Genomic DNA, 22,168 nt, shown 5'->3' with positions numbered 1-22,168 from the left:
GTTTAATGCCACCTCCTTGATATTTTTCCTATTTTTTGGCGGTTTCCCGCTTCTTTACAAAGAAGTTTAACACCGTCAGGGCTGATTCACATTTTTCCCATGTTGGTAATGGGCAGGCAACATCATCGCGGAGGAAGCTGTTTTTTACGCAATCTTTGGTGAGACCTTTAGTAACGGTCATGAAACTGTTTTGATAGAAATCTTTGAAGTGATCAGCGATAAATGAGCATATAAGATTAGAAAGCAAATTATCACTCATTTTATTGATCTTAGGGGTTGCATAAAGATATTCCAGGAGTGCTCTAAGCCGACCATGAAAATCCTCAAGGCTGCTGTCGCCGTGAAAGATCTGATGCAGGTATAGAAGGATATCAAAAAGGTTTTCACGCATAAAAGGGATAATTCCCAGCGGAAACACGGCATGAGTTTTATGAAGGCTTTTGGAGTAGATGCGCTGAAGCTGAAATTCATAAGGAGTATCGTTAATGTTTACGATCTTCTTGTAATGCCCGAATTTTATCCAGTCATGTGCGTTCTCATCAGAAAAATCGGGTATTGTTCTCACAATATCCTCTGCAGAGAAGGTGTTCATGATATATGAATAGGTGGCGTTGATGAAAAGCATGATGTCATAAGCAAGTTCAGTTGATGAAAGGCAAGCTTCATAAAGCTTTTTAACCAGTCTGAAAAAGAATCTGTTATCAGAGCGCACTAAAAGGGCAACGGAAAAGTTATTGTTCCATAAGTGGTTATTTGCGCAGTCAGGAAAGACGTGCTCAGGCTTCTGCTCTGCACTAGAAGAATTTCTAATGAGCTCTTTGAAGCATGAGGAAATCTTATCATTGAAGGAAAAGGAACCATCACATAAATGCATATTTAAACTTTTATACTTGAAAACAGGCGGGATGTGTATTACTATCATATTGTCTTGTTGGACAGATGATGAGAAGCTTTTCCAGGGCATTAACTCATCATCTTTTTTTGTCCTTACCTCCAAATCGAATTTAGTTTAACACTTTAATATCATGATAATTTTATCACATTTTAAAATAACTGAATAACTAAATTCATAAAAAACATAAGGATTAATAAGTGAATGATAGAATTCACGTTAGAAATATCTAACTGGAATTTCGAAAATCAATTGACGGTTGAGAAAGATCCGCTAAGATTTTATCAAAAATCTCATCCAATCGCTCTTCAAACTCATCTTTGATGACAAAAAATGAATGCTTAGTCGCATAAACAGCCGAGGCATAAATAATATGATTTGTTAAATAAACAATCACAGTTCTCGGCCACTTCTTATTAACTAATTTGATTACATCTATGCCATTTTCATTCTTCAAATGAATATCCATAAAAATCACATCTACATTGTCTTGTTTTAAAAGTTCATCTCCTGTCATGCAGTATGTAATATCACCTGCAATATTTCGACTTTTCAAATACCGTTCAATGACCACCTTCGCCTTAGTGCAATATTCTAATTCATCATCACATATTACAATTTTCATCATAGGTGCTCTCCGTTCTATAATATATAGGGCATAATACAAACTTTTACGATATCCCTTAGAACTATAATATAAAAAATATGCCCTCAAAAGCTAACTTTATGCAGAATTAGCAAAAAAAGGAACATAATTGGTATAAACCACACGGATTATTTAAAAATGCTATAAAACAAATAAAAAGAAATACCGACCATTCTCCGTATTCCATAACTAAAATTATATACTCATTAATATTTATATCCTACAATATAATCAAGGAGGAAACTATGGACACAAGATTATTAGAATACTTTCTCGCAATCGCACGAGAAGAAAACATTACCAAAGCTGCCGAAAGTTTACATATTACTCAGCCAACCCTATCAAGACAAATCCAAGATCTTGAAAAAGATCTTGGTAAAACTCTTTTTAATCGTACTGGTCGTAAAACAACTTTAACCCAAGATGGTGAAATCTTTAAGAAAAGAGCAGAAGAAATATTAACACTCGTACAAAAAGCAAAAGATGAACTATCTTCAACGAATACGCAGCTTCATGGCAGCATTCATATTGGCGCTGGAGAAACGTATCAGATGAAACAAATTACCGACCTGCTGAGTACTATTCACCAGGAACACCCATCAGTAACCTATCGCTTATACAGTGGAGTAGCTGACGATGTATTAGAAAAAGTAGACACTGGATTATTAGACTTTGCCCTCGTCTTTGAGCCTGTTCAAAAGGAAAAATATAACTTTATTGAAGTCCCTTCATATGATCAGATGGGAGTTCTGATGTGCGATGATCACCCCTTAGCCCGCAAAGATCAAATTACCTATGATGATCTTTATCAAATGGAATTACTCGTATCAACGAGGAGCGAAATCAATGACACAGCCTTTGTCAGTCGCTTAAAGAATGATTCCGCTATGCATATCATCGGCAGTTTTAATCTCATTTATAATGCTTCTTTAATGGTTTCTTCACATCTAGGACAGGCTATTACCATCAAGGATATAGCGCCAAGGCTCCCCCATTTGATCTGGAAACCTATTACACCAGAAATAAATGCAAAACTGGTACTCATATGGAAAAAATATGAAGTGATGACACCATTACACCAGCTCTTTTTGGATGAGATCCGGAAATTATATAGCCAAGCATAAAGAAAAATGAGATAATAACCCGGAGGTGAAAGCAATGAAAAAGTTAATAACACTGATGTTATCACTTGTATTAATGATGACATTAAGTGCCTGTTCATCATCAAAAAGCAATAATGATGGTTCTAACACAGCAGTGATTACAGTCGAAAACTATGGTAAAATCACCGTCCAGTTAGATCCTAAGCAGGCCCCTATTACAGTCAAAAACTTTAAAAAATTAGTGCATGAAAAGTTCTATGATGGGTTAACTTTCCATCGTATTATTCAGGGCTTTATGATCCAGGGTGGCGATCCTAATGGTGATGGAACCGGCGGCAGTGATGATACTATTAAAGGTGAATTTTCTGCCAATGGTGTTAAAAACACCCTGAAACATAAGCGTGGGGTCATTTCCATGGCACGTTCAAGCGACTATAACAGTGCCTCTTCCCAGTTCTTTATTATGCAAGAGACTAACTCTTCTTTAGATGGGCAGTACGCAGCCTTCGGGAAAGTGACAAGCGGCATGGATGTCGTTGATAAAATCGCTAACAGCGTTCAGGTCACTGATAATAATGGCAGCGTCGCTGCAAAAAATCAGCCAGTTATTACATCTATTCGCATGAAAAAGTAGCTTTCAAGCTACTTTTTATATTGGAAACAATTATGTTCATGGGCATTGATCACACCAATTGCCTGTAAATATGAATAGATTGTAACACTGCCAGCATACTTCACACCGCGTTTCTTTAAGTCAGCACTCACCTCATCTGATAAAGCATTTTTCGTGATATGAGGATCACATGTTATTACCTGACCATTGGTAAAATGCCAGATATAAGCATCAAAACTGCCATACTCTTTTTGAATCTCTCTAAAGATCCGTGAGTTACTAATACTCGCTTTTATCTTCGCCCGAGAACGAATAATACCAGGATTATGACAAAGAGCATCAATTTTCGTTTCATCATATAAACAGACCCGATCTAAATCAAAGTGATCATACGCTTCACGGAAGTTTTCTCGCTTATGAAGAATAATACGCCAGGATAAACCTGCCTGAAAGAGTTCTAAAACAAACATTTCATAAAGCTTCTGTTCATCATGTGTCGGTTTTCCCCACTCCTCATCATGGTACGCGACATATAACGGATCATCTAAAGGGACCCAGGAACATCTGGGAACATAGACCATTTCCTTAGAAATAATACCATCCTGCTTTCTTTCCTCATCAACATCTTCAAAGCCTAAATGATGATAGATCTCATAAGCATTCTTCGCCGCATTGACACTGATCCGCTTCTCTTCATTATCTTTCATGACATGATCAAGTAATGCTTTGCCAATCCCTTGACCAGGTTTTTTCACAAAGAAGAACGAAATATGTGTATTATCTTCATCCGTTCCTATGACCCCTAACAGACTCTCTTCACGATAGGTATAAAAACGCATCTCTGATAAGTAATCATATTCATCGATCGTCGCTTTAAATGTTGAGATACCCTCTTTACTATAATAAGGGGCCACTTCTTTTAAAAAGACCTCCCACATCAGATCATGGATCTCCTGATTATATGTTTCTTTTTGAATCATCATGACCCGCCTTTCTTAATAAATATTTACCTAAGAGAAAAAGCAAAAAGACACCGCCAATCATCACAATGAGAATCAAAGGATTCCATGTTAAACCCGCTTTAAAAGAAAAGCCTTGCGGTCCCTGATAAGCTTCATAGTAAAAAGAATGTAAAATGCCTTCATAATATCCTTTTAAATGAGGGGTTAAAAGAAATGAGGCCAAAGATCCTAACATTGATAAAAAAGTCAAAGTCAAACCAATAATCAGAGAAATCACAAAGCCCTTTTTATTTGAAGCTTGCTGCCAGGACTTCAAAAACTTTTTAAACATCTAACTCACCCTTACGAATCTTTCTTGTTAACGAAAGCAATGTATCTTCTAAATCTAAACGTACAAATGCGACATGTTTATAAATTTTATAATCATCTAGTTTATGTCCATGACGCATCATTTGATTTTGCATCTTCGTGGCTAAAACCATTTTTCCATCATGCGCAACAAGATATAAACCATCATCCTGCTGATCATCTAAAAACATCAGACTGCCAATTGGTGATGGACATTCTTCATCCTGCATATTATACATAATGACTTCAAAATCATAAAAATCATATTCTCGATCAATAAAGCACTGGATCCAGGCTTCCGTTTCCACTATGCCTTCTTCTTCCAGCCGCTTTAATACCTGCACATAAGCCACGTAACGCTGTTCTTCTTTTCCTGCTAAATAACTGCCGTCACAGCCTAAAACAGGAGATAAATCTTTTCCCTCTTCATCACTAGGTCTATCCTGATCATCAATCAGAATTTGCAGGCGATCAAGCGGGATCCCGCTATCCCATGATAGCTTTTCTAAATTGTAATGATTATAAGCAATTAATGCTTTCATTCTTTCTCCGGTTGTACTCATAAATGCTCCTTTGCCATGATCAGTCTGATTTCATTTTCTGAGGCATATTTTTTAGCCTTTTTAGCCAGCTGATCGAAAGTCAGATCAGGAATACTACGAGCGATAAAAAGGACGTTTTCTTCTTTCTGCGTATCGATGCGAATCTCACATAAGCCCTGATGATAGGCATCAATCACTAATGATGTCACTTCATCTTCTGATAAACTGTAAAATATTGATAAGTCTTCGATACTTTTTCCAGCTTTGTAACCATATAAAGCCGCTTCTTTTAATGCCTCCATCTGTTTCTTCTCCTTTTGGATTAATGCCAAGTCGTAAGTATCACCAGCTGCCTGATAGCCTTCATTCACTAGTTTATGTTCTAATGCCCTAAGCATCTGCAAGGTCTGCAGGCAGTCATACGTTGCTCGATGTTTTTGTGATTCTGTAATACCAAATTTCTTACATAAATAAGCCAGCTTATAACTGCGAGACTGATAATAATGAGCCACTAAAGCCTTTGAATCAATCATATCTCTAAACAGATCTTTGACTTCTGTTTCCGCAATGCCATAACGCTTAGCGGTGGATAAGGTCACCCGATAATCATAGGCAATATTATGTCCTAATATTTTGTGGGAACCAATAGCTTTTTTTATTTTCGGCCACTCATCTTTAAATAACGGTTCCTCTTTTAACATCGCATAGTCCAACCCTGTTACTCTGATCGCTGCTTCCCCCATTTTCTTAGTCGGACAAAAAAGCGAATGATAAAGTTCTCGTCCTAACGTATCAATGATTGATAATTCTATGACTTCATCATCTTTATAAAGACCAGTTGTTTCAGTATCTAAGACGACAAAATTATGAATGTTTAAAATCCGGAAATCCATTGGAATCATGGCTGGTGCCTGATAATCATCAATGGTTTGAAACTTCTTTCTAACTACCGTATGCCTAATGGCATACTGATCATCATCAATCATTTGAATCATCTCAGTATCACATTCTAACTGATAAATATCCCGATGATCATGCGGTTCAATGAGTCCCTGATCAATCAACCACTGCTTTAATTTGGCTTTTTCAAAGTGATATTCCTGGTTAACTTCTTTTAGTTTCATCGTTTTTCCCAGTACTGATTCAATGCTTTTTCATTTAATAATTCACCAATGATAATAATAACCTGCTGACCAGATTTCACATCATTAACCGTGATCATATCTTTTGTCGCATTGACTTCCTTCCAGCCATGATCTGTTTCAATAAAACCTTTGATACGGAAAACATGACCGCACTTTTCATCATGAAAGCTTTCCTGAATATGTTTTTTAATATCTTCCAGACGATAAGGACGATTGTAATAGAAGACCGAATTAAAATGATTGTCTTTAATAAACTTCTTCACAAAGATGCCTAAATCATAGTCGCTATGCATCATTGAGGCATAGTCTGCATCAGTGAAATCCCGCCAGTCTTTCGCCATAATATCCTTACGGATATCACGGTTGGAATGAGAAGCTTTTAAAGCTCTTTCAATATGCCCAATCGTCTCTTCAATCTGCTTGTCAGTTGTTTCCTGAACCTTACTGAAGATGACTTTACCAGCATAAGCAATTTCACTCGCTAAGACATAGTCTGATTCTTTACTTAAATCATCCTCTAAGGATGCATCCACGATCGCTAAAACGTTACCTATTTCATACCACTGATCTAATGGTGCTTCATGGAGCACATCAAAGAATTCATCAACATCATAAATACCTGAAGGTTCAACAATAACACGATCATAGCCTAACATCCCCATCGAAATGAGTTTGGTCTTGAAACGACGAATCCGGCAGTCCGGATCCCCGCCAATCACCATTTCTACATCGACATCATCACCTAATTCATCCTGGAGAATCATACGATCCACATTAATCGCGCCATAATCATTTTCAATAACGGCAATCTTTAAACCTTGTTTTTGTAAATACTTAGTATAATATTTGATAAAGGTGGTTTTACCCGCCCCGAGAAATCCTGTAATTAAATCTACTTTAACCATAGAAGCACCTCCTATAGGGGGATTATACCATTTCTCTTCATTTATGACAGGATAATGACTCTTTAAAAGAGTAAGTAAAAATATTCTTTTGTTAATATTTTATTAACATCTTTAATATTATGGTGAAATTGGTTACAATAGAGACAGGTGAAGGAGGAATTGTCATGTCAGAAGGACAAAACACTGAAGTTGTATCATACGAATTATTTTTGAAAATTAATAAGAAGTTACAGAAAGAAGCACAAATCTTCCATAAAGTATCAGAAGGTAAAGGCTTTACCACTGAAGATGTCGCTGCATACGCGGAATCTCAGGTTCATACAAAAGAAGATGAGCTGGCTTTATTTAAAGCATTACGTGAAGATTATGTCACAAGAGACTTTATGCCTGATGTACATAAAATCCGCGCCTTCGATAACATTATCAATGGAGCTCAGGAAAACATTGATTTCTATTCTATGATGGCTAAAGAATTCAAAGAAAAAAGCAAAAAATAATCCTGGAAATAAAAATGATATTGAGTCCCCTCAATATCATTTTTTTCGTTCCCGCTTTTTCGCATAGTCTTTGACCTGATGAATGGCATTAAACTTCACAATCGTAATCGCGGCGATCAAAATACCAAGAAATAAAAGACCTAATGAAATCATATAGCCTTGTTTACCTAAGGCATTACTCAATAGACCCATACCCGCAAAACCGATGCCGGCAATCATCATGCCGCTGCCCACTAACCGACAAAACAGCGGTTTGTTTTCTTCTTCTACATAACGATGATGATAGTCATGAATCAGATCTATTCTTTCCTTAAAAGCAATCATTATGCCCATATACACAATAAAAGCTCCTAGGCCAATCGTTAATATCAATTTACCCATGGTTCTCCTCCTCATAGCGATCAAGTAGCGGTAAAATCACCTGATCAAAATAGCTTTTCGCATATTTATTAATATCAAAATTTCCCTGACTCATGACATACTGATAACCCATGCCATAGAGGTTACTCAATAAGATTCCGGTCAGTAAATCTACAGGAGTCTCTTTTTTTAGTTCTCGATGAGTCACAGCGAGATTAAGTAAATCTTTTATGGCCTTCTCGTCATAAGAATAACGTGTATGCGTCTCATGATTCAGTTCACCGCTTAAAAATTCTTTCGTCAGATAGACCCCTTGTGTTTTCATTGCCGATAGATACTGCACAAAGAAATAAGATAACTTAATCGCAATCTTCTGATCCATCTTCGATAGCTCTTCATTAATCTTCATCACGGGTCCCTGACCAATCACTTCAATAATATCTTCTTTCTTTTTGAAATACGTATAGAAGGAGCCTTTGGACACCCCAGCTTTCTTAGTAATGTCTTCAACCATAATATGATCAAGACCTTTCTCTTCAATCAGCTGATAAGCAGCTTCAATAATCTTTCGTCTGGTCTCTAAGGCTGCCTGTTGTCTTTTCGTTAATGTCATAATATCACCTACATCATCATACTATAGTCATTGACTTTAAGTCAATGACTATTATAGTAATAGATAAATTTTAGCTTTTTCATAATTCTCAAGAATGGCTATGTGATTATCATCACATAGCCATGAAAATAATTTACATGGATTATATCTTTTTATATCTATACTTTTAGAAGACATGGTCTTCATATATACAATCAATATAGTCCATCAGATTCTTGATGAATATTTCATAATTTCAATTTTAAAACCTAATTTTCATCAATATTATCATATTTATTCAACTATTGGAATAAATTTTATGAATCTGAGTGAGGGAACTGATAAGATTACATACTTACCACCAAATTATTATAATATCTCTAAATTTACATGCAAAATAATTAGGAAAAGTGAAGGACATGTGACTCAGATAGTCAATGACTAAATAGAAAAAGAAGGACAAAATGTGTTAAAAAACCGAAGGATGGCAAAAAAGCAAAACAGAGTAATCGCTTACATTTTAGAAGAAATTGCACTCGTTTCTTTTGCTTTACTTCTTTATAAATATTATTTTATTATTATTTATAACACACAATTTTCTTCCATTCATCCTCTTTATATTAGAGTAAAAAAGCATCTATCCCAATGAACAGATGCTTTTTTACGTATTATTTGTTTGTACCGCCAGCTAAATGATCGACAAACTGCTGAGCCGTACGTCCTGAGGCACCACCATGATTGACCATCCAGATGTTAGCCTGACGTTTGATCTCTTCTTCATCTAACGTGATTGCTGGATCACGTTTTGCTAATTCTAGGACAATATCGATAAATTCCTTCTTTGAAGGTTTGTAGTAACCAATGGTAACGCCAAAACGGGCTGATAATGATAACTTCTCCTGAATCGTATCATTACGATGGATATCTTCACCATTCCCATCACGATCACTCCATGTTTCTCTAATGAGGTGACGGCGGTTACTTGTGGCATAGATCAAAACATTTTCTGGTCTTGGTTCCAGACCACCTTCAATGATTGCTTTTAAATACTTATAATCTGTTTCAAATTCTTCGAATGATAAATCATCCATATAGATAATGAAACGATAGTTTCGGTTTTTAATTTCACTGATAATCTTAGAGAGATATTTAAACTGATGTTTATAGACTTCAATAATGCGTAAGCCCTGTGGATAATACTGGTTTAAGATCGCCTTAATAGAGGTTGATTTTCCTGTTCCTGCATCGCCATAAAGCAAAACGTTATTTGCTTTACGTCTTTCTACAAAAGCTTCCGTATTCGCAATTAATTCCTGTTTCTGCGTTTCATAGCCAACTAAGTCATCTAACATGACATTAGACGTATTCGTAATTGGAATTAAGAATTCCTCTTCTAATGAGTCTGATAAACGGAAAGCTTTATTCAAGCCATATTTACCAACCCCATAATCTTTATAGAAAGTGGTAATCACCTGATACAGTTCATCATCCGTATTTGCCTGTTCAATAGCTTTAGATAAAGCCTGAACCTTTTCACTGACACTCTTATTAAAGATCCGTTCTTCTTTGCCTACGGCATGATAGTTTTCAATTAAACTAAAGCAGTTGAGATCAAGATCTCTTTCAATATCACTAAAATCATAATCAAAAAGCTGTTTAAAGATGTGGAAGTCATTCTTCGCAAAGACATTGACCGTGCCATCATTAGCACCTACTTTTTCACACACTAAGGTAAATGGTGTTTCGGTCATAGCGATCATATACGCTAAATAGTTATGCCATAAATTATCATTAAAGCCATATTTTGTAGCAAGTTTCAAAAGTTCCTGAACAACATCAAGGACTTCTCCTCTTAATGAATTTTTATAATAATCACCATCATGGTAAGCTGTAAAGATGCGAGCGAGTTCTTCCAGAATCTCGCCAGCTTCTGAATTGCGATAAATAATAAGGTTTGATACTAACGATTCCATGTTTTATCCTCCTGTGAGGCAATTCTAGCACAATTCATTATTTTATTCTATATTTTTAGTGATAATCTTAATATCGATATATCTTTTTGTCATAAACAAAAAAGAAGAGTTTAACCCTTCTACATAAAGACATTAGAGATGAAGATCTCTAAACCAATAAAAATCAGGATAATACCACCAAAGATGGTAGCACGATCCGCTAACTTCAAGCCAAAGATTTTACCAAGTTTTAAACCGGCCATACAAATGACAAAAGTCGTTACACCAATAATCACAGTAGAAATCAAAGCACTATACCAGGTATAAGAAGCGATTGTGAAACCAACCGATAAAGCATCAATACTCGTCGCAATCCCTTGAATAAATAGCGTTTTTTTATCAAGGATCGTATCATCTATTTCTTCTACCTCGCCGCTGATCCCTTCCTTTAACATTGATCCCCCAATATACCCTAAAAGAATTAAAGCAATCCATGGAATGGCTTTTTGAAAAGCCGTAAAGTAGCTGGCAATGGTATGCACACATAACCAGCCAATTAATGGCATCCCCGTCTGAAAAACACCAAAGACACCCGCCGTCTTAATCATCTTCACTTTGCGCATTTGCGGCTCTTTCAGGCCATTGGCTAAAGAGACAGAAAAAGCGTCCATCGCTAACCCAACCCCTAATAAAATGCTGTTGAATACAAATACAATCATACTTTCCTCCACGAAAAAACCAGGTAACTATACCTGGCCTGCAAAAGAACTACTCACCCATGTATAGCCTGATCGTTATACATGAGTCTCGCAAATTAAGATACGCCAGACTCATTAGAGTCAGTATGTTGACGTATCACACAGAAGTGCTCGCTACTCCCTCACAGGAGTTAATGTATCACTCATTTCACATGTTAGTCAATTCTAACTGTTGAACTCTTCTTGTTCCTTTACTAAAATAGAAGGATGATTTTATCTTATGAAGAAATTACTTATATTCCCACTATCTTTCATTTTGTGTCTGAACCTGATGGTCCCCATCAAAGCCCAGTCATCTTATCACTTGCTTTTTTCTAGTAATACCGAATATGGACCTATAGTTCCACAGATTCAAAAAGCTGGACGCTATTATTTTTCTCATGATAAAAAAGATAATCTGCTTTGCGGTACTGACAAAAAACATCTTTCGATTCTCGAAAGGGACAGTACTGTAGAAATCCTTTCTAACGGTCAGAACGCTTACTATATAAGACAGACGCCAGAAAAAAATGAAATTTGCTATTTTCAGTTGGTTAAAGTAAACCTCAAGAACCGTAAAAAAAGCGTTAAATGGACGTCCGACCCATTGATGGTTTATCTTTTTGCACAATCATCGGTTCCAATAGCCAAAAGTTCTTTGTCTACTATGACTACGCCGATAAATTTGTAGCAGAATATGATGCGGCAACTGATCGCTTTATATCTTATCAAAAAACTAAAGATACTATCATTCAAAGCCATAATAATTACTTTACTGGCATCGATTCCTATCCTAGTGACATTGGTATCGTACCTATTTATCTTTATGATAGGCAGCTCCATAAAATCACTAAGCTGGCCGATTCCACATTATTACATACACAAAAGATCGGTCGCGATTTCTACTTTACAAAAACAAAAATAAACGTAAATAGACAAATTTACCATCATACGCTGATGAAGTATAATCTTGATACGAAAAAACGAACGCAATATCGCACTTTCACCACCAAATGGTCACTTGATGACAGCTTAAATATTATTCGTTTTACAAAAAAGGATTGTGTTGTTTCCTTTGAAACAAAGCAGGAAAAAATCAAGATCAAACATATTGCTTATAAAGGCAAAGACTTCACATTAAAATAGCCGCATAGGGACAATGCCCCTAGCGGCTTTTTATCTTGTATAGTTGCCATTTATAAAAGCGAAGTCTTCGGTATTAGCATAAGCACGTCCATAGGCTTTCTTACAGGCAATAATAAAATCGACAAGGGTCCAGATACCTAACATGCCGGCCGTAAAGAGCTTAATAAGGCCTAAGGCCACCTGACCGCGACAGAAACGATCTACCCCTAAGCCGCCTAAGAAAAAGCAAAAGATCCAGGTGAATAAATGCTTGTTATAAATACGGGCATTTTGTGGATAATCCGGTGTTTTCTCTTTGACATAATGGGTCGCAATAAGCTTTTTTCCTTGTGGATAAAGAGAAACATGATCATGCACCTGCGGTCTTAAGTAATTAACATCGGCAATAGGAATAATGGCTTCCCGGCCATCCGTTAAGGCAATTCTGACTTTGCCCATATCGATGTGTTCTATGTGACCTTCCATTTTAAGCCCTCCAATCAAAATCCTGATGTGGGCGGTCGCTATCGGCCATTTGTTTAATGGCTTTGGCTTCCGCTTCCATATCAAACGCTTCTGCTGAATCAACCGATTCAACGTAATCTTTAAAGATATGACTAATAGAAATAATCGCCCCTTCAACACTGATCATCGCATTATGCTGCTGATCAGATAAAGAAGATTTGCTTAATAGCTTCTTATAATAGACAAGCTGTTCAATCGTTTTTGGTAAATAGAAAGTGTTGAATTTGTTCATCGCACTTTCTTCAATCTCGCTTTGGAACGTTTCATTAAGCATCAGGTGACAGTCTTCCTGGATGCTGAGAATCGCTCCATAGACCTCTTTATTCTTAACTAATGGCAAAAGGCCATCAATAATGGTAAAGATTTCTGGCTGTTTCTCTTCTTTCTGGACAAAACGTTCTTCTTCGTTTTCTTCAACGACAAACTGTCCCTCAGAGATATTGGCCTGCTGGAAGCGCCCCGCTAAAAGCAGGCTGTTTAAGTCATTAACCACTTGCTGTTCACTTTTATGGAGCGTTTCCATAAACATGGAAAGAGGGGTCGTTTTATAGTTTTCAATAATCGGACTGTACTGGCGATAAAGAGCATCCACCTGCGCCACTTCCAGACCGCCACGTTTGGTATAATCAAGGACCTTCTCCTGGCCTTTTACCTTTTTAAAGAAAACCAGATAAAGAAAGAAAGCCAAAGCGGCCATGGCCCCGACGGTATCACCAAAAGCTGAACTAGCAATTCCGTAGATGACGAGAATCAGGATAATGGCTTTCCCAGTATTCATTTTCATGGTCATCACTCCTTATGATGCGCTTCTAATAATTTCTGCTTGAGCTGCTGCTCAATGGTATGTAATTCTTTTTCTGCCTCCAGGCGCTGGTTAATGCCTTCTTCCTGGATACGTTTGACTTCATCAATGGTAGAAATTAAAGCTTCATTGGTATGCTTTAATGTTTCTAAATCGACAATGCTGCGCTCATTGGCCTGCGCCGCTTCAATCGTTGTTGTTTTTAATAAGTCTGCATTTTCCTTTAACATCTGATTAGTGGTATCCGTGACCAACTGCTGCGCTTTGGCAGCTAAGCTGGCATGATGGACACCTAACGCTAAAACCATCTGATTTTTCCATAATGGTAAGGTATTTACAATTGTTGACTGAATCTTTTCCGCCATCATCGTATCCGCATTCTGCACTAAGCGAATCTGCGGAGCCATCTGCAATGATACGGTGCGGGTTAATTCCAAGTCGTGAATCTTCTTTTCAAAACGATTAGCCCGATCGATCAGATCACTGACCTGCTGAGCATCTTCCTGCTTCCCGCTTAAACGCGCTTTATCCTGCAGAGCTGGAATATCTTTATTTTCCGTTTCGGCAAGCTTTTTCTTGCCCGCTGCAATATACATTGATAATTCTTTAAAGTAGCCTTCATTCTGCTTATAAAGATGATCTAACATGGCAATATCTTTCATCAAGGTAAAACGATGCTGATCTAGCTCATTGGCAATTTTATTTAAGTTTTCTTCGGTTGTCGCATACTGCGCTTTCATCACATCTAACTGACTCTTCTTTTTCGCAAAGAAGCCTTTAATGCCATGCTTCTCTTCTTCACCAAATGATTCAATCTGTCCAGCCATATTGGCTAATAAAGCACCGACTTCATCAAAATCTTTCGTTTGTACGCTTTTTAAAGCCTGGTCAGAGAATTCAACTGAACGCTTCTGCGCCCCTAAGCCATAGTTTAAAATCTGCGTTGCATTCATCAAATCAATTTTAGACACAAATTCATCAATCTGGCGCTGCTCTTCGGGGCTGAAATCTTCAGACTGCGCCAGGACATCTGCCTGTTTTTCTTCAGGCTTAGAACTATCATCATCAAACGTTAATGTTGGTTTATATTCATCCATAGGAACATCTCCCTTCGTTTTTCATTATATCATTATTACGCTTTCCTTACTTAATATTGTACAAAGCTCTCTTAACCTTGCCTAGCGTTAGTATTGCGATTTTTACATCTTTTTCCGCACTTTAGTGCGAAATCACATACTTATGCTTACTTTCATGAAGGCACTTTCTTTGTGATGTCAATATATGATTTTTTAGAATCATTTAATAATTTATTCTTGTTTCTATTAAGAAAAGGTCAATATAATGTAATTGTGAAAAAGAAAACGACGTTTTGTCACAACTTTGCCACATCACACCTTTATGATAGGTGTCGAAAGGATTGATTCTATGAAAAATGTTTATGAATTACTGCAGCGCTCAGCGCGCTGTTATCCTGATGCGATTGCCTTAAGCAATGGTCGGGATACGTGCACTTTTGAGCAGTTACATAACTCTGTCAGACAGCTTGGCAGCGGGATCGCCGCTTACAGCCGGCAATCCCCCGTGATCATTTTTTTAGATCATGACCTGCCAGCCGTGATCAGTATGTTAGGTATTGCCTTATCGGGTAATAGTTACTGTATCTTTAATACTGATTTACCCGATTTACGCTTACAGGCAATGGAGCGGGCCTTAAGCGCGCGTTATGTCATTACTGATCAGGCTCATATTCAAAAAGCGATGGAACTTTTCCCCAATCAGAAGATTCTGCGTTATGAAAAACTCATCAGCAGTGAAATCAATACATCGTTATTACAGGAGTGTTTAGAAAATCAGATTGATCTTGATCCGCTGTATATCAATTTTACTAGCGGTTCTACCGGTATTCCAAAAGGTGTGATCATTAATCATCGCAGTGTCCTTGATTTTATTCCCACCTTCGATGATCTTTTTCATATCACCAATCAGGATGTCCTGGCCAATCAGGCCCCTTTTGATTTTGATGTCTGTGTCAAAGACATTTATACCATGTTAAATGTCGGTGCGACCTTAGTCTTAGTACCAAGAGTGCTATTTAGTCAGCCCGCTCCTTTATTAGACTTCCTGTCAGATCAGAAAGTCACCACAATGATCTGGGCGGTCAGTGCTTTAACTTTAATCAGTGTTTATCACGGTTTGGACTATAGGGTTCCTGAATATGTCGATAAGATTCTTTTTAGCGGCGAAATGATGCCTTATAAACACTTAAAGAACTATCTCGATCATATGCCTGAGACGATGTTTGTGAATCTTTATGGACCAACAGAAATCACCTGCAATGCGCTTTACCATATCATCGATCGTCATCGTGATTATGCGAAAGAACTGCCGATCGGTAAACCATTCCCAAATAAACGCGTGGAATTACGTCAGAACGGAAAACGCATCAGTAAGCCTTATACCATTGGTGAAATCTATGTCAGCGGCAGCTGTTTAGCCTTAGGCTATTTAAATCATGAGTCGCCAGCTTTTATTGAAGAAAATACCCGTGGCTATAAAGAGCGATACTACAACACTGGGGACTTAGCTTATCTCAATAAACAAGGTGAATATGTCTTTAAAGGACGCAGCGATTTCCAAATCAAATATATGGGACACCGCATTGAATTAGAGGAAATTGATCAGATGTTACTGCATCAAAAAGATGTGCAGGCATCCTGCGCTCTCTTTGATCAAGAAAAAGAGAAGCTGATCGCTTATTATATCGGTGATATTGATCATAAAACATTAAAATCACAGCTTTTAAAAGAATTACCACGCTTTATGATCCCAGCGAAACTGATGCAGTTAGACTGCTTCCCGCTTAACAAAAACGGTAAACTTGACCGTAAGAAACTCATGGAGGATTATCATGGGCGCTATCGTAAACACGTATAAAACCCCCTTCTATCTCTTTGATACAGAGATTCTCAAAAAACGCATTGCTTATTTACATGAACAACTGACAGCGCATCTTGTTTATGCGATTAAAGCCAATCCCTTTATTGCTGGAAGTCTGATCAATGCAGTCGAACGTTATGAAATCTGTTCCCTAGGAGAAATGCAGATCTGTATGGATCAGCAGGTTCCTTTTGAAAAAATGGTCATTTCCGGCGTTAATAAAGATGACGCTTTTATTGCCGAAATAGTCAAACATCCAATTAAACGCGTCACCATTGAATCCATGCATCAGTATGAATCTTTAAAGGCAGCCGCCCAAAAAAATAAGCGCTCTTTTCAATGCTTACTGAGACTATCAAGCGGAAATCAGTTTGGTATGAGCGAAGAGGATGTGCGTCAGATATGTACTTTCCATGATCCCGAAATGGAGATTATCGGCTTAGAATATTTCAGCGGTACCCAGAAACATGCCCTGAAGAAAATTCATAAGGAATGTGTTTATCTGCACGACTTTATAAGCGATCTACCGATTTCTATCAAAGAACTAGAATATGGCCCAGGACTGAATGTCTCTTACTTTGGAGACTTCGATGAAGAAGCTTATTTACAAGCGATCCGTGAAGAACTAACGCTCTTTGATATACCCGTCTATATCGAAAGCGGCCGCTCTATCGCTGCCAGCTGCGGCTTTTATGTCACCAGCGTGATGGATCTCAAAACTACGAAAAATACTCATTATGCGATCGTTGATGGCGGGATTCATCAGTTAACGTATTACGGCGGCATGATGGGGATGCATATTCCTAAACTTGAACATTATCCCCATAAAGAAGGTCCTACGCAGCACTATACGATCTGCGGCTCTTTATGTACGACCAATGATATCTTAATTCGTAATATCGCTCTCACCGATTTAGCGATCAAGGATCAGCTGATCTTTAAAGATGCGGGGGCTTATGCGATGTGTGAAGGCATTTCGCTCTTCCTATCTAGAGAGCTGCCAGCCATCTTAATTAAAAATGAAAAAACAATTCAGGTTGTCCGCGACCATACCCCGACAGCCACACTTAATGGAGGAAAATAATTATGGATACACTTTATGAAATTTTAGAAGAATTACAGCCCGATGTTGACTATAAAACATGTGATAACTTAGTGGATGGACGCGTCTTAGATTCGCTGACCATCTTATCTTTGATCTCCGAAATCGAAGATGCTTATGATATCGAAATTCCGGCTGTTGACATTGTGCCTGCAAACTTTAATTCAGCGAAGGCCATCTATGCGCTGATCACCCGTTTAGAAGAAGAATAATGTCTTACTTTAAGCCGTTATTATTAGCGGCGATCGCGCTTGTCGCCCTGATCTATCAGCTTTCTTCACGAAAGCTGCGCCCTTACATCCTGCTTTTAGCGTCTTATCTGTTTATCTATATGGCCTCTAAACAGCTCATCATCTATATTCTGTTGGCCACTTTCGCGATCCACTACTTTGGCCTATGGTTAGAGATGATTGAAAAAGACAAAAAAGACGCCATCAAAGAGGTTGATCGCTCTTTACGAAAGCCCATCAAAGCGCGCTATCAGCGCCGCAAAAAAGCCGTTTTGACATTAGGCGTATTACTGCTTTTAAGCGTCCTTTATACCTTTAAATACGTGCCGTTTTTCAGTTCCATCTACAATGATTTTGCCTATTTGTTTAAACTGCATCCGTTAAAGATTCACCGCCTCATTGCCCCAATCGGTATTTCTTATTATACCCTGCAGTGCATCGCTTACTTAGCAGATGTCTATTTAGGCAAACGTCAGGCTGAAAAATCATTGCCCCATTTAGCCCTCTTTGTGGCCTACTTCCCCCAGATTATGGAAGGCCCCATTGTCCGTGCTAGTGACACACTCGATCAATTATTCAAAGGTGACCCCATCACCTTTCATTCCCTCACATTCGGCCTGCAGCGCATTTTCTATGGCCTCTTTAAGAAGTATGTCATCGCTGATCGTCTCAACATTCCCGTTACATTAGTTTTCACCAACTATACGCACTATCATGGCGGAACCCTCTTTTTAGGAATGTTTGGCTATACGATGATGCTGTATCTAGAGTTCTCAGGTACTATGGATGTTGTCTTAGGCATCAGTGAAGTCTTTCAGATTCATTTGCCTGAAAACTTCCGCCAGCCGTTTTTTGCGAAAAACGTTTCCGATTTCTGGACCCGCTGGCATATTACATTAGGAACATTCTTTAGAGATTATATTTACTATCCCTTATCATTATCTAAGCCTCTCAAAACTTTGACCAAAAAAGCGCGTAAGCCATTAGGCAACCATTATGGTCCATTAGTATCTGGGGCGATCGCTTTATTTTGTGTCTGGTTTTGTAATGGTTTATGGCATGGTGCCGGCTGGACGTATCTTTTCTATGGTCTCTATCACTTCACCTTTATCTTAGGTGAAAGTTTAATAGAACCGCCAGTCAGATGGCTAAGTAAAAAGCTGCATATCAATCGTCAGGCGAAACCTTATCGCATCTTCCAGTCATGCAAGTTATGTATTTTTATCTTTATCGGTGAAATGTTCTTTAGATGTGCAACAGTTTCCCAAGGCTTTGCAATGTTAAGTCGCACCATCCATGACTTTACATTCTCGCTTTCTGAAGTTTTAACATTAGGCATTGATAATCGTGATTTATCAGTGCTCATCTTAGCTTTAGCCTTTGTCTTTGTCATGTCATTACTCAAAGAAAAAGGCATCAATGTCCGTGAAAGTTTAGCAGCCCAGCCCTTGCCTATTCGCTGGAGTCTCTACTATGCCTTAGTGATGGCCGTCGTCATCTTTGGCGCTTATGGCACTGGTTATATCCCTGTAGCCCCAATCTATGCGGATTTTTAGGAGGTTTTTATGAAGAAGAATATTGGTAAAAGCAGTCTTTTCATCACCCTGCTGGTGATCATGGTTGTCATCAGCTCCGTGATTTTCATGCCTCGTAATAACAAAAAAGCCTATGGTGTGGATTATATTACCAGCTCCGCCATTTATTCTGAGCCCAAGAACACCATTGATGCCATCGCTTTAGGAGATAGCCTGGTCTACTCTTCTATTTCCCCCATGAAGATTTATGAAGACTATGGCTATACCCTTTATGATGCCTCAACCCCTGCTCAGAAACTCAATGAATCCTATGAATTCTTATCCCGTATCTATGAGACCCAATCCCCCCGTTATGTCTTTTTAGAAACCGAAGAGTTATTCAAGGATCTCAGCTGGTCAAAAGATTTATCTTCCCGCGTAGAATATCAGGTTCCCTTATTACGTTATCATAATCGCTGGAAACACTTAAAACTAAAAGATCTGCAGAAAACAATGAAATATACCCATACCGATTATATGAAAGGCTTCCGTTACTATCCCCAAGTCACACCTGCTAAGAAGTTTAAGAAACCGTCTGATCAGATCACCACGACGAATCTGAATTACCTGAAAAAAATTATGACCTTAACAAAGGCTCATCATACGAAGCTCATTATGATCTATCTGCCATGTTTAAAAACATGGAGTATCAAACGTCATAACAAGCTAACAAAACTCTTTAAGAAACACTATCCGTTCATTGATTTTAATATGATCCCCACCCTCAATATCAACTGGGATGAAGACAGTCGTGACGGCGGTGATCATCTCAACTATCATGGTGCCATGAAAGTCACCGATTATTTCGGTCAGTATCTGCATAAGCATACAGACCTGAAATCCCATGCGGCTGATCCGCTTTATGACAGTTATGAACTTTCCTTACTCTTATACAAACGAAAAGTAAAAGAGACCCGTGCTCAGGTCCCTAATCACATCAAGCGAACCTAGTGTTCGCTTTTAAAATACTGATGCAGATGATGATAGTATTCTTCCTTCTTTTTAAGATGATTATCATAATCACTGCTAAAGTAAGTCAGATAGATGGTATCTAACAGATACAAAGTCGTTAAACGGCTAGAGAAAGCAGAGAGCTTACGATAATAATGTTCTTCCGGTAACATATACAAATGATAATCCGCTTCTTCCTTTAACCTTGGTGAACTGATCAGTAAGATCTTGGTATGACGGGCTCGTAAAATACCTAATATTTCTTTAATATTAGCACCGCGTCCTTCATAAGTGATGACAATCGCAAAATGGGTTTCATCACTCATGGAAGCCTGTAAACCTTTTTCATACACCAGGTTTGGAACATTGACATTGACCCCTATTTCTAACATCTGCAGCTTAAAATTCTGAGCCATATAATAATTCCCAGCAGTGGCATAGATATCAATAATCTCGGCTTGACGCATTGCCCCAACTGCTTGTCGTAAAGTTTCTAAATCGAGCATATCAATTGTGGTATTAATGGTCTGCAGATAATCTTCTTTCATCGTTTGAACTACTTTAAAAGGTGTTTCTTTGGCCTGAATAGGAAAATTAAAGTTAAACTCTTCCTCTTCTTTTTGAGTAACTAAAGCAACCGATAAAGCCGCTTTAAACTCACTGTAGCCTTTTATTTCTAGCTTCTCTAGGAAACGATAAATCGTCGCAATGGACACAAAACAGCGTTCTGCTAAATCTCTTGTACTTAGTGATAGCACTTCTTCTGCATGCTTTAAAATATAAGAAGCTAATAGCTGCTCACTGCGTGAGAATGTATTTATATTTTTGATCTTTAAAAGTATATTCATGATCTTCTCCTCAAAACAAAAAAGACAGGTCCCACACCTGCCTCATATAAGAACGTCGAAAATAAGAAAAGAGAAGTTATTTGTTCTTACAAAGTCCATTATACATATTTTCTATAAAAATGGAACACCGTAACATCTTTTCGTAACATTTTCTCATATTCAACACCTGTATGGCAGGTTATTTTGCATGATTCTTATCTATTGTACCAAACCATTCTTTTTTTCTAACAACATGAAAAAGCAGGTCGCCCTGCTTATTTCTTAAGTGCATCAACAGCTAATGCCAGTGAGCCGCATAAGCCAGCATTATCACCAAGTTTTGGCCAAACAATGTAGTGATCATCATGTAAGACGGCATCATTCTGGATATAACCATTTAAATCTTCACGCATATACTTCAGAATCCGTGGGAATAAATGACTCTGATGCATAACCCCGCCGCCTAAGATAATTTTTTTAGGAGAGAGAGTTAAAACGACGTTGGCCATCGCCTGTCCAATATACCAGGCTTCTAAGTCCCAGGCTGGATGATCTGGTGCTAATTCTTTAGCGGAAATCCCCCATCTTTCTTCAATAGCAGGACCAGAGCATAAGCCTTCAAAACAGGTGCCATGATATGGACATTTTCCTTTATAAGGATCATCATCACGCACCACTAATTTGACATGTCCCATTTCCGGATGCACTAAACCGTGAAGCAGGTGCCCGGGTATTTTACAGTTGGACAACCTCATATTTTAAATTATACGCTTTAAAAAAGCGTTTTTTTGTCAACTTTTT

The 22,168-nt window shown here is 37.9% G+C and carries 26 protein-coding genes; 10 read left to right on the top strand and 16 right to left on the bottom strand.

Annotated features, from left to right (window positions below; translation table 11 throughout):
- Window positions 1-28 precede the first annotated feature (28 nt).
- A complete protein-coding gene (locus tag SG0102_RS00520) occupies window positions 29-874 on the bottom strand; it encodes a hypothetical protein (protein WP_125118137.1) in 846 nt (281 codons plus the stop codon).
- A 247-nt stretch (window positions 875-1,121) separates the two neighbouring features.
- Window positions 1,122-1,520, bottom strand: coding sequence for a response regulator (locus SG0102_RS00515; RefSeq protein ID WP_125118136.1), 399 nt, complete (start codon window positions 1,518-1,520; stop codon window positions 1,122-1,124).
- Window positions 1,521-1,783: 263 nt separating this feature from the next.
- Between SG0102_RS00515 and SG0102_RS00510 the strand changes: the two genes are divergently transcribed.
- Window positions 1,784-2,662 carry a LysR family transcriptional regulator gene (locus SG0102_RS00510; RefSeq protein WP_125118135.1) on the top strand — a complete coding sequence of 293 codons (879 nt, stop codon included), beginning with the start codon at window positions 1,784-1,786 and terminating at the stop codon, window positions 2,660-2,662.
- Between the two features lie 34 nt (window positions 2,663-2,696).
- A complete protein-coding gene (locus tag SG0102_RS00505; RefSeq protein ID WP_125118134.1) occupies window positions 2,697-3,275 on the top strand; it encodes a peptidylprolyl isomerase in 579 nt (192 codons plus the stop codon).
- An 8-nt stretch (window positions 3,276-3,283) separates the two neighbouring features.
- On the opposite strand, the gene SG0102_RS15805 is transcribed toward SG0102_RS00505, so the two are convergent.
- The 5 genes from SG0102_RS15805 to SG0102_RS00480 are packed head-to-tail and all read right to left on the bottom strand — an operon-like array spanning window position 3,284 to window position 7,156.
- Window positions 3,284-4,234, bottom strand: coding sequence for a GNAT family N-acetyltransferase (locus SG0102_RS15805; protein ID WP_162300166.1), 951 nt, complete (start codon window positions 4,232-4,234; stop codon window positions 3,284-3,286).
- On the bottom strand, window positions 4,212-4,547 hold the full coding sequence (locus SG0102_RS00495) for a hypothetical protein (RefSeq protein ID WP_125118132.1): 336 nt from the start codon (window positions 4,545-4,547) through the stop codon (window positions 4,212-4,214). The genes SG0102_RS15805 and SG0102_RS00495 overlap by 23 nt, the downstream gene beginning before the upstream one ends.
- Window positions 4,540-5,127: a hypothetical protein gene (locus SG0102_RS00490; RefSeq protein WP_125118131.1), complete on the bottom strand. Its 588-nt coding sequence runs from the start codon at window positions 5,125-5,127 to the stop codon at window positions 4,540-4,542. The genes SG0102_RS00495 and SG0102_RS00490 overlap by 8 nt, the downstream gene beginning before the upstream one ends.
- Window positions 5,124-6,230 (bottom strand): 3'-5' exonuclease, encoded by a 1,107-nt coding sequence (locus SG0102_RS00485; protein ID WP_125118130.1) that lies wholly within the window; start codon window positions 6,228-6,230, stop codon window positions 5,124-5,126. The genes SG0102_RS00490 and SG0102_RS00485 overlap by 4 nt, the downstream gene beginning before the upstream one ends.
- Complete coding sequence (locus SG0102_RS00480; RefSeq protein WP_125118129.1) at window positions 6,227-7,156, bottom strand: GTP-binding protein; 930 nt, start codon at window positions 7,154-7,156, stop codon at window positions 6,227-6,229. The genes SG0102_RS00485 and SG0102_RS00480 overlap by 4 nt, the downstream gene beginning before the upstream one ends.
- Before the next feature lie 164 nt (window positions 7,157-7,320).
- Between SG0102_RS00480 and SG0102_RS00475 the strand changes: the two genes are divergently transcribed.
- Complete coding sequence (locus SG0102_RS00475) at window positions 7,321-7,653, top strand: hypothetical protein (protein ID WP_125118128.1); 333 nt, start codon at window positions 7,321-7,323, stop codon at window positions 7,651-7,653.
- A gap of 36 nt (window positions 7,654-7,689) precedes the next feature.
- Here the strand turns inward: SG0102_RS00475 and SG0102_RS00470 are convergent, their stop codons facing one another.
- The 4 genes from SG0102_RS00470 to SG0102_RS00455 form a co-directional block, all read right to left on the bottom strand.
- On the bottom strand, window positions 7,690-8,034 hold the full coding sequence (locus tag SG0102_RS00470; protein WP_125118127.1) for a hypothetical protein: 345 nt from the start codon (window positions 8,032-8,034) through the stop codon (window positions 7,690-7,692).
- Window positions 8,027-8,626, bottom strand: coding sequence for a TetR/AcrR family transcriptional regulator (locus SG0102_RS00465; RefSeq protein WP_125118126.1), 600 nt, complete (start codon window positions 8,624-8,626; stop codon window positions 8,027-8,029). The genes SG0102_RS00470 and SG0102_RS00465 overlap by 8 nt, the downstream gene beginning before the upstream one ends.
- Window positions 8,627-9,273: 647 nt before the next feature.
- Window positions 9,274-10,578, bottom strand: a complete 1,305-nt coding sequence (locus tag SG0102_RS00460; protein ID WP_125118125.1) for an ATP-binding protein — start codon at window positions 10,576-10,578, stop codon at window positions 9,274-9,276.
- Window positions 10,579-10,697: 119 nt separating this feature from the next.
- Window positions 10,698-11,276 (bottom strand): manganese efflux pump MntP, encoded by a 579-nt coding sequence (locus SG0102_RS00455; protein WP_125118124.1) that lies wholly within the window; start codon window positions 11,274-11,276, stop codon window positions 10,698-10,700.
- Between the two features lie 259 nt (window positions 11,277-11,535).
- Here SG0102_RS00455 and SG0102_RS15445 point away from each other — a divergent pair, with 259 nt between their 5' ends.
- Together SG0102_RS15445 and SG0102_RS00450 are read left to right on the top strand one after the other, a co-directional pair.
- Window positions 11,536-11,985, top strand: a complete 450-nt coding sequence (locus tag SG0102_RS15445) for a hypothetical protein (protein ID WP_162300165.1) — start codon at window positions 11,536-11,538, stop codon at window positions 11,983-11,985.
- Window positions 11,886-12,440: a hypothetical protein gene (locus tag SG0102_RS00450; RefSeq protein ID WP_125118123.1), complete on the top strand. Its 555-nt coding sequence runs from the start codon at window positions 11,886-11,888 to the stop codon at window positions 12,438-12,440. The genes SG0102_RS15445 and SG0102_RS00450 overlap by 100 nt, the downstream gene beginning before the upstream one ends.
- A 30-nt stretch (window positions 12,441-12,470) precedes the next feature.
- On the opposite strand, the gene SG0102_RS00445 is transcribed toward SG0102_RS00450, so the two are convergent.
- From SG0102_RS00445 to SG0102_RS00435, 3 genes are read right to left on the bottom strand one after another with little or no spacing between them, the layout of a single operon-like run.
- Entirely contained in the window at window positions 12,471-12,905 is a 435-nt protein-coding gene (locus tag SG0102_RS00445) for a TM2 domain-containing protein (RefSeq protein ID WP_197715058.1), read from the bottom strand.
- Between the two features lies 1 nt (window position 12,906).
- Entirely contained in the window at window positions 12,907-13,728 is an 822-nt protein-coding gene (locus SG0102_RS00440; RefSeq protein ID WP_125118122.1) for a hypothetical protein, read from the bottom strand.
- 5 nt (window positions 13,729-13,733) lie between these two features.
- Window positions 13,734-14,843, bottom strand: coding sequence for a toxic anion resistance protein (locus SG0102_RS00435; RefSeq protein ID WP_125118121.1), 1,110 nt, complete (start codon window positions 14,841-14,843; stop codon window positions 13,734-13,736).
- Window positions 14,844-15,171: 328 nt separating this feature from the next.
- On the opposite strand from SG0102_RS00435, the gene SG0102_RS00430 reads away from it, so the two are divergent.
- Genes SG0102_RS00430 through SG0102_RS00410 form a run of 5 tightly spaced genes read left to right on the top strand, consistent with a single transcriptional unit; the run spans window position 15,172 to window position 20,540 of the window.
- The gene (locus SG0102_RS00430) at window positions 15,172-16,680 is read left to right on the top strand and encodes an AMP-binding protein (RefSeq protein WP_197715057.1); all 1,509 of its coding nucleotides are present in this window, start codon (window positions 15,172-15,174) and stop codon (window positions 16,678-16,680) included.
- Window positions 16,655-17,767, top strand: coding sequence for a diaminopimelate decarboxylase family protein (locus SG0102_RS00425; RefSeq protein WP_125118120.1), 1,113 nt, complete (start codon window positions 16,655-16,657; stop codon window positions 17,765-17,767). The genes SG0102_RS00430 and SG0102_RS00425 overlap by 26 nt, the downstream gene beginning before the upstream one ends.
- Window positions 17,768-17,769: 2 nt before the next feature.
- Window positions 17,770-17,997 (top strand): acyl carrier protein, encoded by a 228-nt coding sequence (locus SG0102_RS00420; RefSeq protein WP_125118119.1) that lies wholly within the window; start codon window positions 17,770-17,772, stop codon window positions 17,995-17,997.
- Complete coding sequence (locus SG0102_RS00415; protein ID WP_125118118.1) at window positions 17,997-19,571, top strand: MBOAT family O-acyltransferase; 1,575 nt, start codon at window positions 17,997-17,999, stop codon at window positions 19,569-19,571. The genes SG0102_RS00420 and SG0102_RS00415 overlap by 1 nt, the downstream gene beginning before the upstream one ends.
- A 9-nt stretch (window positions 19,572-19,580) precedes the next feature.
- Window positions 19,581-20,540, top strand: a complete 960-nt coding sequence (locus SG0102_RS00410; protein WP_125118117.1) for a hypothetical protein — start codon at window positions 19,581-19,583, stop codon at window positions 20,538-20,540.
- Here the strand turns inward: SG0102_RS00410 and SG0102_RS00405 are convergent.
- Together SG0102_RS00405 and SG0102_RS00400 are read right to left on the bottom strand one after the other, a co-directional pair.
- Complete coding sequence (locus tag SG0102_RS00405) at window positions 20,537-21,388, bottom strand: MurR/RpiR family transcriptional regulator (protein ID WP_125118116.1); 852 nt, start codon at window positions 21,386-21,388, stop codon at window positions 20,537-20,539. The two genes, SG0102_RS00410 and SG0102_RS00405, sit on opposite strands and share 4 nt — an antisense overlap.
- A gap of 254 nt (window positions 21,389-21,642) precedes the next feature.
- Entirely contained in the window at window positions 21,643-22,122 is a 480-nt protein-coding gene (locus tag SG0102_RS00400; RefSeq protein ID WP_125118115.1) for an ROK family protein, read from the bottom strand.
- Between the last annotated feature and the right edge of the window lie 46 nt (window positions 22,123-22,168).

This window comes from Intestinibaculum porci (assembly GCF_003925875.1).
Taxonomy (GTDB): domain Bacteria; phylum Bacillota_I; class Bacilli_A; order Erysipelotrichales; family Coprobacillaceae; genus Intestinibaculum; species Intestinibaculum porci.
This window is presented reverse-complemented; position numbering and strand designations above follow the sequence as displayed.

What these genes read in the sequence shown, in the direction of transcription:
- SG0102_RS00520 (WP_125118137.1), bottom strand. Translation starts at nt 874, where the DNA reads ATGCATTTATGTGATGGTTCCTTTTCCTTCAATGATAAGATTTCCTCA.
- SG0102_RS00515 (WP_125118136.1), bottom strand. Translation starts at nt 1,520, where the DNA reads ATGATGAAAATTGTAATATGTGATGATGAATTAGAATATTGCACTAAG.
- SG0102_RS00510 (WP_125118135.1), top strand. Translation starts at nt 1,784, where the DNA reads ATGGACACAAGATTATTAGAATACTTTCTCGCAATCGCACGAGAAGAA.
- SG0102_RS00505 (WP_125118134.1), top strand. Translation starts at nt 2,697, where the DNA reads ATGAAAAAGTTAATAACACTGATGTTATCACTTGTATTAATGATGACA.
- SG0102_RS15805 (WP_162300166.1), bottom strand. Translation starts at nt 4,234, where the DNA reads ATGATTCAAAAAGAAACATATAATCAGGAGATCCATGATCTGATGTGG.
- SG0102_RS00495 (WP_125118132.1), bottom strand. Translation starts at nt 4,547, where the DNA reads ATGTTTAAAAAGTTTTTGAAGTCCTGGCAGCAAGCTTCAAATAAAAAG.
- SG0102_RS00490 (WP_125118131.1), bottom strand. Translation starts at nt 5,127, where the DNA reads ATGAGTACAACCGGAGAAAGAATGAAAGCATTAATTGCTTATAATCAT.
- SG0102_RS00485 (WP_125118130.1), bottom strand. Translation starts at nt 6,230, where the DNA reads ATGAAACTAAAAGAAGTTAACCAGGAATATCACTTTGAAAAAGCCAAA.
- SG0102_RS00480 (WP_125118129.1), bottom strand. Translation starts at nt 7,156, where the DNA reads ATGGTTAAAGTAGATTTAATTACAGGATTTCTCGGGGCGGGTAAAACC.
- SG0102_RS00475 (WP_125118128.1), top strand. Translation starts at nt 7,321, where the DNA reads ATGTCAGAAGGACAAAACACTGAAGTTGTATCATACGAATTATTTTTG.
- SG0102_RS00470 (WP_125118127.1), bottom strand. Translation starts at nt 8,034, where the DNA reads ATGGGTAAATTGATATTAACGATTGGCCTAGGAGCTTTTATTGTGTAT.
- SG0102_RS00465 (WP_125118126.1), bottom strand. Translation starts at nt 8,626, where the DNA reads ATGACATTAACGAAAAGACAACAGGCAGCCTTAGAGACCAGACGAAAG.
- SG0102_RS00460 (WP_125118125.1), bottom strand. Translation starts at nt 10,578, where the DNA reads ATGGAATCGTTAGTATCAAACCTTATTATTTATCGCAATTCAGAAGCT.
- SG0102_RS00455 (WP_125118124.1), bottom strand. Translation starts at nt 11,276, where the DNA reads ATGATTGTATTTGTATTCAACAGCATTTTATTAGGGGTTGGGTTAGCG.
- SG0102_RS15445 (WP_162300165.1), top strand. Translation starts at nt 11,536, where the DNA reads ATGAAGAAATTACTTATATTCCCACTATCTTTCATTTTGTGTCTGAAC.
- SG0102_RS00450 (WP_125118123.1), top strand. Translation starts at nt 11,886, where the DNA reads ATGGACGTCCGACCCATTGATGGTTTATCTTTTTGCACAATCATCGGT.
- SG0102_RS00445 (WP_197715058.1), bottom strand. Translation starts at nt 12,905, where the DNA reads ATGGAAGGTCACATAGAACACATCGATATGGGCAAAGTCAGAATTGCC.
- SG0102_RS00440 (WP_125118122.1), bottom strand. Translation starts at nt 13,728, where the DNA reads ATGAAAATGAATACTGGGAAAGCCATTATCCTGATTCTCGTCATCTAC.
- SG0102_RS00435 (WP_125118121.1), bottom strand. Translation starts at nt 14,843, where the DNA reads ATGGATGAATATAAACCAACATTAACGTTTGATGATGATAGTTCTAAG.
- SG0102_RS00430 (WP_197715057.1), top strand. Translation starts at nt 15,172, where the DNA reads ATGAAAAATGTTTATGAATTACTGCAGCGCTCAGCGCGCTGTTATCCT.
- SG0102_RS00425 (WP_125118120.1), top strand. Translation starts at nt 16,655, where the DNA reads ATGGGCGCTATCGTAAACACGTATAAAACCCCCTTCTATCTCTTTGAT.
- SG0102_RS00420 (WP_125118119.1), top strand. Translation starts at nt 17,770, where the DNA reads ATGGATACACTTTATGAAATTTTAGAAGAATTACAGCCCGATGTTGAC.
- SG0102_RS00415 (WP_125118118.1), top strand. Translation starts at nt 17,997, where the DNA reads ATGTCTTACTTTAAGCCGTTATTATTAGCGGCGATCGCGCTTGTCGCC.
- SG0102_RS00410 (WP_125118117.1), top strand. Translation starts at nt 19,581, where the DNA reads ATGAAGAAGAATATTGGTAAAAGCAGTCTTTTCATCACCCTGCTGGTG.
- SG0102_RS00405 (WP_125118116.1), bottom strand. Translation starts at nt 21,388, where the DNA reads ATGAATATACTTTTAAAGATCAAAAATATAAATACATTCTCACGCAGT.
- SG0102_RS00400 (WP_125118115.1), bottom strand. Translation starts at nt 22,122, where the DNA reads ATGAGGTTGTCCAACTGTAAAATACCCGGGCACCTGCTTCACGGTTTA.